This is a genomic window from Achromobacter sp. Root83 (assembly GCF_001428845.1).
Taxonomy (GTDB): Bacteria; Pseudomonadota; Gammaproteobacteria; order Burkholderiales; family Burkholderiaceae_B; genus Achromobacter.
The window spans coordinates 113,591-128,517 of the sequence record NZ_LMIU01000007.1; the positions used below are offsets into that span (position 1 = coordinate 113,591).

A 14,927-nucleotide genomic window follows, 5' to 3' on the forward strand; every position below is an offset into this window, starting at 1 on the left:
AAATATTTGGGGGTCGCATGCCTTCTAGAATCCCCCGGTCTCCAGCGTTGCCGCCTGCCTGACCCGCCTGCTTGCGGGCCGCGCGGCCCGCCCCGGTCCGGCCTTGGAGCCGGACTGCCTCTTGCAGCAGAGGCCTTAATAACAACGCTGTCAACCAGCTCTTGCTAGAAGGATCTTGAATGGCAAAGCGTGTTGCCCTCATTGGACTCTCGTTCCGATTTCCCAGCACTGACTCCCTGCGTTACTGGCCCGATCTTTTACAGGGCCGCGACCTCGTCACTGAGGTCGACCCGGACCGCTGGGCCACCGACACCTATCACCACCCCTTGCGCGAGCATCCCGGCACGGCGTATACACGCGCGGCGGGATCGCTGGGCGATGTCTCCGGATTCGATGCCGCCTTCTTCGGCATTTCGCCGCGCGAAGCCGCCCTGATGGACCCGCAGCAGCGGATGCTGCTGGAGATGGCCTGGGAGGCAATCGAGAGCGCCGGGATCAAGCCTTCTTCGCTGCGCGGCAGCGACTGCGGCGTCTATGTGGGCATCGCCAGCGCCGACTATTCCTACCGCATGGCCGAAGACCTGGGCGTGATCGACGCCGCGTTCGCCACGGGCAACACCAACAGCATCGCCGCGAACCGCCTGTCCTACGTCTACGACCTGCGCGGACCGAGCATGGCGGTGGACACCGCGTGTTCGTCGTCGCTCGTCGCGTTCCACCAGGCCTGCCGCGCCATCGAGTCGGGCGACATCTCCCAGGCGCTCGCAGGCGGCATCAGCCTGCACCTGCATCCCTATGGCTTCCTGATTTTCTCCAAGGCGTCGATGCTCTCGCGCCTTGGGCGCTGCAATGTGTTCGACGCCGCCGGCGACGGTTACGTCCGCTCGGAAGGCGGCGGCCTGTTCATGCTGAAGGAGCATGACCGCGCGATCGCCGACGGCGACCGCATCCTGGCGGTCGTTGCCGGCACCGGCGTCAATACCGACGGCCGCAAATCCGGCCTGACCGTGCCCAGCGCCGAGGCCCAGGCGGCCTTGCTGCGCCAGGCCTACGATCGCGCCGGCATCCTGCCGGAAGACGTGGACTACCTGGAGGCGCACGGCACCGGCACGCCGGTCGGCGATCCCATCGAGACCCGCGCCATCGGCATGGCGCTGGGACAGCGGCGTCCCGCGGGCAAACCCCTGCCCATCGGCTCCATCAAGAGCAACATGGGCCACCTGGAAGCGGCCTCCGGCGTGGCCGGTTTGGTGAAGGCGGTTTACAGCCTGCAGCATCGGACCGTGCCCCCCACCATCGGCGTGCGTGAACTGAATCCCGCCATCCGCGCCGAAGAATGGAACCTGGATATCGTCACGCGCACGCATGCGCTGCCCGCCACGGGCCGCCTGGTCATCGGCGTGAACTCGTTTGGGTTCGGCGGCGCCAACGCGCACGTGATCCTGCAGACGCCGGACGCTACGCCCGCCGCGCAGGCCACCATCCCGGCCACCATCCCGGCCACCATCCCGACCTCCCACCCGGCCAACATCCCAGCCGCCATCCCGGCCGCGACGGCGCCCTCGCCCGCCGTGCCGCTGATCGTGTCGGCGCGCACGCCGCAGGCGCTGAAGGCAGCCGCGCGCGACATGGCGCGGCACCTGCAGGCGTCGCCCGGCTCGACGCTCTATGACATCGCCTATCAGGCCGCGCTGAAGCGCGAACGGCATGAGCACCGGGCATTGGCCTGGTGCTCGGACCGCGGCGAGGCGGCGGACCTGCTGCAGCGCTATGCGGACGATGAAGAGGCTTTTGCGGTGCAGACCGCCGAAGGCCTGCCCGATCCGCAAGGTCCGGTCTTCGTGTACTCGGGCAACGGATCGCAGTGGGCGGGCATGGGCAGCCGATTGCTCGACAGCCCCGTGTTCCGCGCTGCCATCGACGAGGTGGACGCCCTGTTCGCCCCGCTCGCGGGCTACCGCCTTGCGGACGAACTGGCCGGCCAGTTGGACGGTTCGCGCTACGCGCACACGGAGTTCGCACAGCCCGCGCTGTTCGCCCTGCAAGTGGGCGTGACCCGCATGCTCGCCCAGCTAGGCGTGACGCCGCGCGCGGTCGTGGGCCACAGCGTGGGCGAGGTCGCGGCGGCCTGGGCCTGCGGCGCCCTGTCCCTGCCGGACGCGGTTCAGGTGATCCATCATCGCAGCAGGCTGCAGGGCGAGACCCGCGGCAGCGGCAAGATGACCGCGATAGGCGTGGACGGCGGCAGCGCGCAGGCCTTGCTGACCGAGCTGGGCCTGGCGAACGCGCTGGTCGTGGCCGGCTACAACAGTTCCCGTGGCGCGACCATCGCCGGCGAGCCGCTGGCGCTGGCCCGCCTCGAAGCGGCCCTTCAGCAGCGCGGCGTGGCCAGCAAACGGCTGGACCTGGACTACGCATTCCACAGCCCCGCGATGGACGGCCTTGCGCCCGAACTGCACGCGGCGCTGAGCGCGCTGGACCCGCGCGCCCCGTCCTGCGATTTCTATTCCGCCGTGACGGGCGGCCCGCTCGCCGCCGATACACTGGACGCCGACTACTGGTGGCGCAACATCCGCCAGCCGGTGCGGTTCGAACAGGCATTGACCCAATGCGTGGGGGATGGCCACAGCGTGTTTGTGGAAATCGGCCCGCATGCCGTTTTGCGCGGTTACGTCAGCGACGCCTTGAAACGGGCCGAACGGCCCGGCCGCGTGGTGGCCACCGTCACGCGCGGCGAGGACGAGCCCCGCAAGGTCGCCAACGCGGCCGCGCAGCTCATCCTGAGCGGCGCGAACGTGGACTGGAACGCGTCATTCCCCACCCCGGGACTTCCCCACGCCCTGCCCGCCTATCCGTGGCAACGCGAGCGCCATTGGTACGCCGAAACGCCGCAATCGCTGGGACTGCTTCACCGCCATCGCGTGCACCCGCTGCTTGGATACCGGCTGGCTCAGCAGGAACTGACCTGGGAGAACCAGCTCGACACGCATTCGCACCCGGAACTGGCCGACCACGTGGTCGGCGAGGCCACGGTGTTCCCGGGCGCGGGCTTTGTCGAAATCGCCCTGGCCGCCGCGCTGGAACGCCGGCCCGGCGCCTATGCCGAACTCGAAAACCTGGAAATCCACACGCCGCTGCTGCTGGCGGCCGCGCCATCCAAGCTGCTGCGCTGCGCCATCGAATCCGAGGATGGGCGCCTGCGCATCCAGGCGCGCGAACTGGGCAGCGACGACGCGTGGACCCGCCACGTGTCGGCGCGTATCCGGCCTGAACCGGGCGCGGCGCTCCTGACCACCCCCATGCCGGCGCTGCCCGAACGCCAGCCCGACTTCCAGGCCGAAGACCATGCGGCGCTGACGGCGGCGTTCGGCCTGCACTACGGACCCGCTTATGCCCTGATCGAACATGGCTGGCGCCTCGATCCGGCCACCTTGCTGGCGTGTTTGCGGGTTGACGGGCATGAACAGCCCGGCCACCTGGAACCCGCCCGCCTGGACAGCGCCTTTCAAATGGCCGTGCATCTGCTCGAAGGGCAATCGTCGATGGGTCTCGGCATGGCGTTCGTGCCCGCCCGGATCGGCCGGATCGCCCTGCGCACCGGCGCGGGCCAACCCCGCTACGTGCGCTTGCGCGTGACGCGGCGCACGCCCCATGCCTTGACCGTCGAAATTGCGTTGTACGGCGAGGACGGCACGCAATTGGCCGCGCTGTCCGAAGTGAGCCTGCGCGGCATCCGCCTCGTCAAACAGACCGAGGACCGCCTGAGCTTCATCGACGAAGCGCTCACGCCGCGCCCCAGGCCCGACGGCGCCGCCGCCGCGCCGCTGCCCACGCTGCGCCAGGCCCTGTCGGACGCGCTGGCCGACGCGGCAAAGGACCCGGCTTACGCCTGCTACGCCGACGAAGCCGAACCGCTGCTGGACGCGCTGTGCGACCAGTACGGCCTGCAGGCCTTGCGCGCGCTCGCGGATCCCCAAGGCGACATCGCCGATGCGGCCTTGCGCGAGCTGCGAACGCGCACGGCCGGCATGGCGCCGATGCTGGATATGCTGCTGGAACGCGCCCAGACCGCCGGCGTGGCCGAGCGCAACGCCACAGGCTGGTCGCTGACGATGGACCAGCCGGGCGAAACCGCCGCCGCCGACATCTGGAATGCACTCGCGCGCGACTATCCCGCCCACTTCGCGCCGGCGCTCGCCGCCGGCCGCGTCGGCCTGCATCTGGCCGCCTTGCTCCAGGGCGTGTCGCTGCCGGAGACGGTCGCCTCGCCGCTGTTTGACCCGGCCGACCTTGGCAATCATCTGCTGGCGGCGCCCGCCCGCCAGCAGCTTGCACAATCGCTCTGCGCCATCCTGTCGGACGCGCAGACCCGGCTTGCCGCCGGCAAGCGCCTGCGCGTCCTGGAAATGGGCGCGCAAACCCCGCTGCTGGGCGCCGACTGCTGCGCGTCGCTGGACTTCACGCGCGCGGATTATTGCTATGCCACCGCCACCGAAACCGGCCTGGACGCGGCCGCCGCCCGGCTCGCGGCCTATCCCGACGCCATGTTGCGCCTGATCGGCGACTTGGCGGATGCGGGATCCATGACCGGCGCCGGGGTGGACCTAGCGGTCGTGCAATGCAATTTCGACTCGCTCGCGCAGACCCGCGCCGCGCTGCACGACGCCCGCTCCCGCCTGGCGCCGGGCGGCTCCCTGATCATCGTGGGACACCACCCCGCGCACTGGGCCGACTTCGTGTTCGGCGTGCGCGAATCGTGGTGGTCGGAAGCTGGCGACGGCGGCCGGGTTTCCATGCAGCAGGCGCCCGATTTCTGGCGCCATGAACTGCAGGCGCTGGGCTGCGCCTGCGAGCCGCCCTTGGAATTGAATCCTGGTGCCGCCGCTGGCGCGTATCTGCTGCACGCGCGGGCAGGCGAATTGACGGAAGCGGCCACCGCCGACGCGGATGCGCCCGTGCCCGCGCCGGGACGCTGGCTGTTGCTTGCCGACGACCAGGGGCCCGGCGCCGCGCTGGCGGCCACGCTCGCGCGCAAGCTGCGTGAAGATGGCCTCGCGGTGACCCATTTGGCGCTGGAGGCGGCCTCGCCGTCCGATACGCTGCCCGCCATTGCGCAGGGCGAGCACTACGACCACGTCGTGCACCTGGCGGGCCTGTACGGCGCGGGCGCCGATGCGCAGTCCGCCTGCCACGCGCAGGCGCGCCGCTGCGCTTTGGCCGCCGCCGCGCTGCGCGCCTGCGAAAAACATGGGCGGCCCGCCACGCTGTGGCTGTTGACCGCCGGCGCGCGCACCCCGGACGGCCGTCCCGCCACGACCCTGCGCGGCCTTGCCGACGCGGCGCTGAGCGGCTATGGCCGCAGCATCATGAATGAATCGGCGGACACCGCCGTGCGCCTGCTGGACATGCCGTCCGCGCCCGACGCCGCGCCCATCGCCGCCTTGCTGCGCGAGCTGACCGATCCGGACGCCGAGCTGGAGGTGGTGCTGGATGCGCAGGGCGCGCGCTACGCGCCACGGCTGCGCGTCGTGCCCCGCCCCGTCGCGCCAGGCCCGGCGCCGCTCGCTCCGATGGTGCGCCGGCTGGGCTTCGAACTGCCCGGGCAGCTTCGCAACCTGCGCTGGGAGAGCCACCCGGCGCGGCCGCCCGCGGACGGCGAACTTGAAATCCAGGTGCACGCCACGGGCCTGAACTTCCGCGATGTCATGTACACCTTGGGCCTGCTGGCCGACGAGGCGCTGGAAAACGGCTATGCCGGCGCCAGCCTGGGCCTGGAGTTCGCGGGCATCGTCCTGCGGACCGGCGCCGGGGTCACCGATTTTGCCCCGGGCGACGCCGTGCTGGGCTTCGGTCCGGCCAGCTTCTCGGACCGCGTGCTGACCACGACGACCGCCGTCGCCGCCCTGCCGGAAGGCATGAGCTTCGAGGCCGCCGCCACCATCCCCAGCACCTTCTTCACCGTGTACTACGCGCTGCACCATCTGGCACGCCTGGAACCGGGCGAAAAGGTCCTGATCCATGGCGCCGCGGGCGGCGTCGGCATTGCAGCGGTCCAATACGCCCAATGGCTGGGCGCCGAGATCTACGCCACGGCCGGCTCCGACGAAAAGCGCGATTTCCTGCGGATGATGGGCGTGGCGCATGTGTTCGATTCCCGCTCGCTGTCGTACGCGGACGAGATCCGCGCATTGACGGGCGGGCGTGGCGTGGACGTCGTCCTGAACTCGCTGTCCGGCGAAGCGATCCGCCGCAACCTGGACGTGCTGGCGCCCTTCGGCCGCTTCCTGGAACTGGGCAAGCGCGACTTCTACGAAGACACCCGCATCGGCCTGCGCCCGTTCCGCAACAACATCAGCTATTTCGGCATCGACGCCGATCAGCTTCTGGCGGCGCGGCCCGAGCTGGCGCGGCCCCTGTACGCGAAGATGATGGAGCTGTTCCGCGACGGCGCGCTGCATCCGCTGCCGCAGCGCTGCTTCGAGGCGCGCGATGTCGTCGATGCGTTCCGCTACATGCAGCAGTCGCGCCAGATCGGCAAGATCGTCGTGACTTACCGCAACGGCCTGCCGTCCGACGCGGCGCCGCCCGCCCGCCAGACGCTGTCGCTGACGGCCGACGGATGCTATGTCGTGAGCGGAGGCCTGTCCGGCTTCGGTTTGCGCACCGCCTTGTGGCTGGCCGACAAGGGTGCGCGGCACCTGGTGCTTGCGGGCCGCAGCGGCTTGACGTCGGACGAGGCCCGCACCACGGTCGAAGCGCTGCGCGCGCGCGGCGTGCAGGTCATGGCGCAGGCGTGCGACATCGCCGACGCCGAGGCCGTGGGCGCCATGCTGTCCCTTGCAAGAGCGGCCTTTCCGCCCATCCGGGGCGTGGTCCACGCCGCCGCCGTGATCGAGGACGGCCTGGCGGCCGGCGCCAGCGAAGACCGCATCGAGCGGGTGCTGCGGCCCAAGATGCAGGGCGCGGCCGTGCTGCACGCGCTGACGCAGGACGACCCGCTGGACCACTTTGTCCTGTTCTCGTCGGCCACCACGCTCTTCGGCAACCCCGGGCAAAGCGCCTATGTGGCCGCCAACGCCTGGATGGAGTCGCTGGCGCGCGAGCGGCGCGCGCTTGGCCTGCCCGTGACCTGCGCGCGCTGGGGCGCGATCGGCGACGCGGGCTACCTGGCCCGCAACGAGGCCATCAGGCAGGCCTTGCAGCATCGCATGGGCGGGGCTGCCCTCAACGCATCCGGCGCGCTGGACGCGCTGGAAGACATGCTGCTGGCCGGCGCCAGCGGCCTGGGCGTCCTGGAACTGGACTGGCACGCGCTGGCCCGGCACCTGCCCGGCGCAGCCGCGCCCCGTTTTGCGGACATCGCCCGCCATGCCGGCGAATCGTCCGACGCCGCCGGCGACTCCGACGACCTGCTGGCGCAACTGGACCAGCTTGACGATGCCGAGCTGGGCCCGCGCGTGATCGAGATGCTGAAGCAGGAAGTCAGCGAGATCCTGCGCGTGCCCAAGGACAAGATCGAGGCCTCCCGCTCGCTCTACGACATCGGCCTGGATTCGCTGATGGGCGTCGAGCTGGTGGTGGCGCTGGAGGCCCGCTTCGGCATCCGGCTGCCGGTCATGGCGCTAAGCGAGAGCCCGACGCTGGACAAGCTGAGCGCCCGCCTGATCGCCGCCCTGCGAGGCGACAGCCGCCAGGAAACCGGCGACGATATCGCCGCCCAGATCGAAATGGTGGCTTCCCAACATGCGGCGCAGGTCGACCCCGAGCATCTGGACGCGATTGCGAAACGCGTCCGCTCGGGCCAGGCGGAAGCCGGACAAGGAATGACCCAATGACGCAGGACAGAGGCCCCGCGGGCGGCCGGCCAGGGCTGGCCGCCAGCATCAAACAACGTCTGATCCAGGAATCGCTGCAGCGCAAGCTGCGCGGCGCCGGACGCCAGGCGCCCGCGGCGCAGGCCACGGGCAGCCATGCCGAGGTGCCCGAGCAGCACTACCGCTTTGCGCTGCATCCGGGATACCAGCAACTGCGTATCCTCAGCGAAGGCGCGGCCACCCTGGGCGTCAGCAGTCCCTTCTTCAAGGTGCATGAAGGCAATGCCGGCGCGTCCACCCGGATCTCGGGCCAGCCCTACCTGAACTTCGCCAGCTACAACTACCTGGGCCTGTCCGGCGATCCGGTGGTGGCGGCCGCGGCCAAGGCGGCGATCGATCATTACGGCACGTCCGTGTCCGCCAGCCGGCTGGTGTCGGGCGAGCGGCCCCTGCACCGGGAACTGGAACAGGCGCTGGCGGACCTCTATGACGTGGACGACGCCGTCACCTTCGTCAGCGGCCACGCAACCAACGTTTCGACGCTGGGCTTTCTGTTCGGCCCCAACGACCTGATCGTGCACGACGACCTGATCCACAACAGCGTCCTGCAAGGCATCCAGCTTTCGGGCGCGCGCCGGCTGTCGTTTCCCCATAACGACGCCGACGCCCTGGACGCCCTGCTCGCGGACAACCGCCGCCAGTTCGAGCGCGTCCTGATCGTGCTGGAAGGGATCTACAGCATGGACGGCGACTACCCCGACCTGCCCCGCTTCGTCGAGATCAAGCATCGCCACCGCGTGTTCCTGATGGTGGACGAGGCGCATTCCCTGGGCGTGATGGGCAAGCGCGGCCATGGCATCCGCGAACATTTCGGCCTGCGCGGCGGCGACGTCGACATCTGGATGGGCACGTTGAGCAAGACCCTAGCGGGCTGCGGCGGCTATATCGCCGGCGAGCGCGCGCTCGTCGACCATCTGAAGTGCCTGGCCCCCGGGTTTCTGTACAGCGTGGGCATGCCGCCGCCGGTCGCGGCCGCCAGCCTGGCGGCGCTTGGACGCCTGCACGCGCTGCCCGACCGCGTGGCGGCCCTGCAGGCGCGCGGCGCCAGCTTCCTGGCGCAGGCGCGCGCGGCCGGCGTCGACACCGGCACCAGCACGGGCCTGGCCATCGTTCCGGCCATCGTGGGCACATCGCTCAGGGCCGCCAAGCTGTCGTCCGCGCTGTTTGGCCAGGGCATCAACGCGCAGCCCATCCTGTATCCGGCCGTGCCCGAGAAGTCGGCGCGGCTGCGGTTCTTCCTGTGCAGCGAGCACAGCGAGGCGGACATCGCCCTGGCTGTCGCCACGCTGGCGCGGGAACTGGCGCGCCTGTAGGCGGCCGGCGCCGCCTCAGGCGCCGGACATCAATCCCATGTGGCGCAGGAAAATGCCGGCAAGATCCGTGGCGGCGACCGCCTCGGCGTCCGGCCGGCCGGCATGGCCCGGCCGCCACACCAGATAGTCCGTCGCGCCGTCCGGCGCGCCAAGCTGGCGGTAGACCTGCGGCATGATGGGGACGTGGTCTCCATAGATGCACAGGCCGGCCGGCCGTGGCAGGTCCGACAGCGTGTGGGCCAGCGACGTGAACATCGCGTCCGCATTGCACAGATGGCGGCAGTACGCGACCAGGTCGGCGCAACCCGGTGGCAGCGCCTGCGCGCAAACGGCGTCTTCGTCGCCGGGCGCCACGCGCTCCAGATGCAGCGGGCCGTGGTTTTCCATGGTGATCACATGCACGTACAGCGGCTGCGTGCGTTCACGCCGCAGCACGGACGCGACATGCTCCGCCACGGCGCGATCGCCCACATAGGGCGCGCCGTCCAGCGGCCCCGCAAACGCGGCGATATCGATGAATTCATCGAAACCCAGCAGCGGAAGCACGCGGTCCCTGCCGTAGAAGCTGCCGTGATAGGGATGCACGCAGACCGTGCGATAGCCCTGTTTGCGCAGATAGCTCGCCATCGTGTCCAACCCGGCGCGGGCCAGCCGCCGGTACGGCTGGTAGCGGTGCACGCCCTGCTCGCGCGGACCCAGTCCCGACAGAAAGGCGAACTCGGTACGCACGGTATTGGCGCCCCACGACGCCACGCGAAGCTGGCCGTGCGCGCACGCCTGCGCGCGCAATCGATCGAATCCGTGCAGCATGCCGGCACGCAGTTGCGGATACAGCGGGCGCGGATCGAAGAAGGACTCGCTCTGCACGGCCACCAGGTCGGGCAATGGCCCGGCCACCGCCGGCGCGGCTTGCGAGAACGGCGTGAGCGGCGGGTCGATGAACCGGCGTTCGGCCTGCGCGTAGCGCCACAGCGACATCGCCAGCCCGAGCCTGCGCAGGTCCTTGCGCGCCTCGAACGACACCGGCACGTTTCTTGAATTCCCCCATGCCGCCAGCACCGCGCCGGCCGCGCCCAGCGCCGCCGCCAGCGTCCACGCGCGCACGGCGCTTTCCAGCAGCCATCCGGCCGCCACCGCCGCCGCCACGCCGGCGGCCACCGCGAGCGCGCGCGCGATGCCCAGGAACGGCAGGTACAGCCGTGGATGGCGGATCGCATCGGTGAAGTACTCGAAGTCCGCCCATACGAAGGGTTCGCGCAGCGCCTGGTATTTCGCGTTGTTCACCGCGACGATCAGGCCGAACGCCGCCAGCAGGATGGCGGCGGCGAAATAAGGCCGCCCCACGATGGCCCATGCGCAGGCAAAGGCAAAGATCCATGCGCCCGCATGCAGCGCCAGCGCGGCCAACGGCCGGCGCCATGGCGCGCGCGGGCGCGGCGCCAGTCCCGCCTCCAGCAGCCACGTCGCCAGCAGGCCGCCGGCCAGCGGCGCGGCGACAGCGCTCCAGACCGCGTCAGGCACCGTAGCCCAGCCTGCGCAGTATCCACCCCGAGCACGCGGGCGGCAGTCCGGCCAGCAGCCAGCAGCCCAGGCTCAGCGGGAAGGGAAAGCTGATGCGGGCACGATCCGCCGCCAAGCCCAGCCGTATGCGGCCGGCGGCGCGCTCCGCGCTCAGTTCAAAGGGCTTGGGCCCGGGCATGGCCGCGCACATCGGCGAGGTCACGTAGCCGGGCATCACCACGCTGACCCGTACCCCATGCACCCGCAGCCCGTCGCGCAGGGCCTCGCCGTAGGCCTTCAAGGCGGCCTTGCTGGCGCTGTAGCTTGGGGTGGCCGGCAGCCCGCGCCACGCGGCTTGCGAGCTCATCAGCGCAATCTGCCCCGACCCCCGCCGCCGCATGCCTTCGGCCAGCGCGTGCGTGACCGCCAGGGCCGCGCGCAGGTTGACCTCGATGAGCGTTTCCATGTCCTGCCAGGACTCGCCCTGTCCGGGCGCGGGCGCCGAGATATTGACGCCCGCATTGACGACCGCGAGGTCGGGCAGCCCATCGCCGGCCAGTTCGCGCAGCCAGCCGTCCAGCGCCGGGCGGTCCCGCAGGTCCAGCACCTTGGCGCGCACGCGCGCGCCGCGCGCCTCGCAGCGCCCAGCGAGTTCGCGCAGGACCGGCTCGCGGCGGCCCTGCAGCGTCAGGCTGGCGCCGGGCCGGGCATATTCCAGCGCCAGCGCCTGGCCGATGGCGCCCGTGGCGCCGGTGATCAGAACGGATTCGGGTGCGCGCGTCATGCGTATTCCTCCAGCACGGAGCGGTCGCGCTCCATCCGGTCCGCGGCGTGGCGCGTGGCCAGCGCGATCCCCTCGGCGCTGTAGAAGCCGCCGTTGATCTGCGTGGCATGCACCACCGCCGCCTTGAACTGCCTGAAGAATACCGGGTCGGGCGGCGCCGCGCCTTGCCAGAAGTCGTCGAGCTGCCCCTGGAAGGTCAGCCCCTCCAGGTGGTAGACGGCCGCGCTCAGGGCGAGCGTCGGGCAGCCTGCCTCCAGCGCGGCCGCGCCCACGGTGCTGTTCACGGTGACGACGCCCGCCGCCCGCGCCAGCAGACTGGGCAGATGCCCGGCTTCCAGGTAGATCACCCTGTCGGCCACGCCGAACATGCGCGCCAGATCCCGCACGCCGCTTTCATGGCGCGCCACGCCGGGGTCCAGCGGATGGTTCTTCACCACCAGCAGGCTTTGCGCCGGCGCGTGGGCCGCGAACGAGGCCAGCACCAGCGCGGCCACCTGCCGCATGCTCCGGAAAGGCGAGTGATGCAGGATCTGCGCGTCGCCGTCGAGCTGCAGCGGGAACAGATAGTAGGGGTTTGGCCCGGCGGCCACCCGCGCCACCGCCGCGGCGTCGGCGCGGCCGCGCAGGCGCAGCTTGACCGCGCGGCGCACATACGCGCCGTACTCCCTGGCGGCGCCGTACGGCGCATGGGTGCGGTAGCGTGGATAGCAGACGGGGTTGAGCGCGCCGCACACGTGATAGGCCACGTCGTGGGCCGCCCGGTTCCAGAATGGAGCGCGGAACGGCTGGGGCACCGGCGCGGACGCCAGCCGCCGGCCCGCTTCGCGATACCAGCCCGGCTCGCGGGGCAGCGCCGAATTGGCGTTCACCCCGCCGCGCTCCAGCGTCACCCAATGCGGGCGGAAATAGCCTTCTTCAAACACGTGTGTCCGCAGGCCCCGGCCGCGCGCCAGCGCGACGGCGGGACGATGGACTGGCCGGCAATCGCCGAACAGCACGATGTCCGTCGCGCCAGAGGCCTGCAGCGCGTCTTCGTAAAATGCGTCCAGGCCGTCCGGACGGCCCCTGAAGGACCATGTCCGGCCGCGCCGCCAGTAGGCGGAATCGCCCACCGTGAAGTTCACCTTGCCGACGGCATGGCCGCGATCCGCCAGCACACCGGCCAGGCGCTCGAAGAACGGCGAACAAACGCCCTGCAGAAATAGATACGAACGGCTCATGGCGCGAACCGCGCCCGCAGCAAGGTATCCAGCTTGCGCCACTGGCGGCGCGCGTAGCCCACCCGCAGCCGGGCCAGCTTGCCCTCGCGCGCCAGTTCGTCGCGCGTTTCCACGATCCGGTTCAGCACGGCCTCGCAGGTGGTGTAGCCCTTCAGCTCCCAGTCCCAATACAGCGGATAGCGAAGCAGCACGCCGGCCACGAGCTCGTCCAGGCTCAGCGGGCGATCCCGCCGCGCGATGGGCAGGCGGTCCTCGGTGAGGCCCCAGCCCGCATAGAAGGGACGCCCGTGCGTCACCACCCGCTTGCCCCGCAGCAAGGCATCGAACCCCGACAGCGAAGTCATCGTGTGCACGACATCGCAGGCATCGATGCAGGCAACCACCGAGGACTCGGTCTCGACGTGGTCCGCCAGCGCCAGCAGGGCCGCCGGCGCCACCGCGCCGCGCCGGTTGCCGGAGGCGACGTCGGGATGCGGCTTGTACACGATGTAGGCGTCGGGATGGCTGCGCCGCGCCTGCCGCAACAGTTCCAGATTGGTGTCCACGCCGTCGCAGCCCAGGCGCACGGAAACGTCGTCCTCGACCTGGCCCGGTACCAGCACCACCTCCTTGCCCCGTACCGGCCACCGCACGGCGCGGGTCGGCTCCAGGTTGTACTTGGTGATGCCATGGGCCACCATGAATGCGCGCACGCGCCGCGCCGTGGCCAGCTCGCCGGGGCTGAAGCGAACCTGGTTCAGCTCCTGCTCCAGGTCGCTGGGACGGGTCGGGTCGAAATACATGCCCTGCCCGTCCAGGGCCAGGCTCAGCGGCCGGATCAGGTCCGATCCCAGCCCCACCGAACGCACGAAACCGTCCTCGACCCGCAGCACCGCGCAGCCGGTGCGCCGGGCAAGCTGGACCAGCCCGTCCGGCGCCTCCGCGCTCCAATGGACGAGCGCATCGCCGGGGCCCAGATCCAGCGCTTTCGCGCGGCGGGCGTCCGGCACGAACAGCACGCGATCCGTCTGCAGCGACAGCATCGGCCGGATGTTAGCCGCCTTCCAGCGTCGGAATCCCACGCCCACGATCCTGCGAGGCAGACGCTCCGCCATGGTCCGCTGCCGCAGCAGCCAGCCGATCGCATCGAAGATGCTGCCCTGCCGGTGGCTGACCGGGTCGAGATAGCGGGTGTAATGGAAATACGCCGCGGCGAACAGGGTTTCCAGGCTGTGCGCGCGCGACCGGCGCGGGCAGGCCTGGCGGTCCTGGGTGAGCCCCCAGCCCGCGTACCACGGCATACCGAAGCACGTCACGGGCCGGCCCAGCATCAGGGCTTCGAACCCCATCTGCGAGCTGACCACATACACGTGATCGACCTGCTCCAGCAGGGCCAGCGGGTTCACCTCGTCGCGCAGCACCAGCGTGTCCGCGTCGTCGGCCATGCCGGTCAGATAGCCCTGCTTCTGGCCCGCGCTGACTTCCGGGTGCGTCTTCACGATGCACAACGCGCCGGGATGCTCGCTGCGCGCGGCCTCGACCATCTGGCGGAACGTATCGGCCGTGGCGCCGCCCAGCGCGACGCTCATGTCGCCGACCGTCTGGTCCACGATCAGGATGCGCTTTCTGCCCCGGGCGCCCGCCAGCACCGGGTCCGCGTTGCGGACGTGGTTGTATTTGGACAGGCGATGTTCCCGGATCAGGCCCATCGCCTCGGCCACATCTTCTTCGATGCCGGCCAGCAGGTCCTCGTCCGAGGACAGCATGCGTTCCAGGGCGGATTCGCGGGTCGAATCGTAATAGATGCCCACCGGGTCCACCACCATCGAAATGGTCGGAACGCCGCTGCCCGTGCCGAAAGAGCGCAGGAAGCCGTCCTCCAGCGCCAGGTAGGGCACGCCCAGCTGGGCGGCCCGTTGACGCGCGGTGTCGGCCGAGGGCCGCAGCCCCCAGCCGGCCACGGCGTCCGGGCGCCGCCCGCCCCTGCCCCGAAGCCCGTTGCCGCGCTCGACCGGCGCGCCCAGCAAGGCTTCCAGGAAGGGAATGCGGGCGATCCCGGCGGAATGGATTTCTATCATGCTCGACCGGCGCGGCTCAGAGACGCAGGTCCGATTCGGCGGGCGACAGCACGTACTTCAGGTCGTACAGGATGTGTTGCGCCTTGCCGAGCTTGCGGATGCCCTCCGCGCCCAAGGCCTTGAACTGGTTGTGCGCCACCGCCAGGATGACGGCGTCGTACTTGCCTTCCTCGGGCTGG

General features: G+C 70.5%; 6 protein-coding genes and 1 pseudogene. 2 read left to right on the top strand and 5 right to left on the bottom strand.

Annotation, left to right across the window (positions count from 1 at the left end; all coding sequences use genetic code 11):
- Positions 1 to 179 precede the first annotated feature (179 nt).
- The gene (locus ASE30_RS09730; protein ID WP_057284104.1) at positions 180 to 7,835 is read left to right on the top strand and encodes a type I polyketide synthase; all 7,656 of its coding nucleotides are present in this window, start codon (positions 180 to 182) and stop codon (positions 7,833 to 7,835) included.
- Positions 7,832 to 9,187: an aminotransferase class I/II-fold pyridoxal phosphate-dependent enzyme gene (locus ASE30_RS09735; RefSeq protein WP_057284105.1), complete on the top strand. Its 1,356-nt coding sequence runs from the start codon at positions 7,832 to 7,834 to the stop codon at positions 9,185 to 9,187. Before ASE30_RS09730 ends, ASE30_RS09735 begins: the two co-directional genes overlap by 4 nt.
- 15 nt (positions 9,188 to 9,202) lie before the next feature.
- Here ASE30_RS09735 and ASE30_RS09740 read toward each other — a convergent pair whose 3' ends face one another.
- From ASE30_RS09740 to ASE30_RS28945, 5 genes and pseudogenes are all read right to left on the bottom strand, one after another.
- Complete coding sequence (locus ASE30_RS09740) at positions 9,203 to 10,708, bottom strand: LTA synthase family protein (RefSeq protein WP_057284106.1); 1,506 nt, start codon at positions 10,706 to 10,708, stop codon at positions 9,203 to 9,205.
- Positions 10,701 to 11,477, bottom strand: a complete 777-nt coding sequence (locus tag ASE30_RS09745; protein WP_369819313.1) for an SDR family NAD(P)-dependent oxidoreductase — start codon at positions 11,475 to 11,477, stop codon at positions 10,701 to 10,703. The genes ASE30_RS09740 and ASE30_RS09745 overlap by 8 nt, the downstream gene beginning before the upstream one ends.
- Positions 11,468 to 12,691, bottom strand: a complete 1,224-nt coding sequence (locus tag ASE30_RS09750; RefSeq protein WP_057284108.1) for a capsule biosynthesis protein — start codon at positions 12,689 to 12,691, stop codon at positions 11,468 to 11,470. The genes ASE30_RS09745 and ASE30_RS09750 overlap by 10 nt, the downstream gene beginning before the upstream one ends.
- The gene (locus ASE30_RS09755; RefSeq protein ID WP_057284109.1) at positions 12,688 to 14,748 is read right to left on the bottom strand and encodes a capsular polysaccharide biosynthesis protein; all 2,061 of its coding nucleotides are present in this window, start codon (positions 14,746 to 14,748) and stop codon (positions 12,688 to 12,690) included. The genes ASE30_RS09750 and ASE30_RS09755 overlap by 4 nt, the downstream gene beginning before the upstream one ends.
- Before the next feature lie 16 nt (positions 14,749 to 14,764).
- Positions 14,765 to 14,927, bottom strand: a pseudogene (locus ASE30_RS28945) (Vi polysaccharide biosynthesis UDP-N-acetylglucosamine C-6 dehydrogenase TviB); the annotation flags it as partial.